The 1,208-nt window shown below is 60.8% G+C and carries 1 protein-coding gene; it reads right to left on the bottom strand.

Translation table 11 applies throughout. The annotated features are described in order from the left end of the window. A partial coding sequence (locus tag ACRCYW_RS21755) for a hypothetical protein (RefSeq protein WP_438552059.1) occupies positions 1–482 on the bottom strand: 482 nt, incomplete at its 3' end. Positions 483–1,208 lie beyond the last annotated feature (726 nt).

Below are 1,208 nucleotides of genomic sequence, written 5' to 3'. Positions count from 1 at the left end.
GTGATGTATCCGCTCTGGCTCCAAGCCTCGATGAGGTAAGGGTCCCAGGGTTCCACACTAAGGATGGTCTTCTGTTTGGCACTAAGGTTGCGGAGGCACCGGTCCCTGATTTCCTGGACATCCCTGGCCATTTCCTTGAGCTGACTCTCGATTCTGACAGACTTGAGGGCATGGCGGTTCTGGTTCCTCCATTTCAAATCCCGGTTCATGTCTTCACGGCCTCCGTTTGGGTTGCTGGTAGTGATCAATTCCGCGTGAGCGGCATGGATGTTGGCACCAAGGTCGTCGCTCTCTCCCGACTGGCTGATCTTACCTGGTAGGGACACGGCATCGACCATGCACTCCATGAGGGGAATGGCTCTTTCGTCTGCCATACCCGGGGGTGCGAGCTGCTGTCGCAACACCTTGGTATCGACGTCCAGGTTGATTCCAAAGATTTCTTCCGTGTCGGTGGTAGAGCGGTCTCTGTTGTTTAGCAACACCGGTGGGCTGCCGGGTTGGGAGCCCGGGGGAGTGGGTGTAGGCATTGCAGCGGCTGCGGCCGCTGGGGGGACTCCAGCTCCCACGGCATGGGTTCCCGCTCTCGCAGGGGGGGCTTCTTCTGGGAGCGTCTCGGGGTAGGAGTTGGGTTCCTCGCCGAGGTGGAAGTAGACGAATTCCCAGGCTTCTGCTTCCGAGTGAGCTCTTCGGTACTTGGTGCGGGGCCCCCCGAGAAGGACGCGGGCTTGCTCCTTGTTGGTGAAGACACCGCTCCTGCTGTATTTGCCATGGACCACGGCATACCAGTAGTCCTTGCCCGGTTTCAGGGCGGGGACGCGCGGAGCCGGAGGTGCAAGCGAGTCCTCAGAATCCGACCCCGATTGGGAGGAGACCCTCTCCACTCCCTTTTTGGGGGGCTGGACAGGGGGTGGCTTGGTCACACGGGCTTGAGGAGTCGGAGGCGCGAGGTGTTTTCCTTTGCCCTTGCCGGAGCGTTTGGGTTTGCCCTTGCTCGTCGTGGCTCCTGCCGGCTCCTCTCCGAAGGAGGCCAATTGGCGCTGCAGTTCAGCTATCTGATCGTGCGCTTCCTTTAGGCTGGCGGTTTCCTTGCGTTGGGGCGGGGGTAGTCTCTCGGGGTCCAAGATCTGGACCGTGGTGTTGCGCTTGGTGCGTCGGGCCGCTGGTTTCTTGTCAGAGAAAGCCACGGCTTGGGGAGAGGGCTCCTTGCT

Source organism: Aeromonas sp. (assembly GCF_051657805.1).
Classification (GTDB): Bacteria; Pseudomonadota; Gammaproteobacteria; order Enterobacterales; family Aeromonadaceae; genus Aeromonas.
This window is presented reverse-complemented; position numbering and strand designations above follow the sequence as displayed.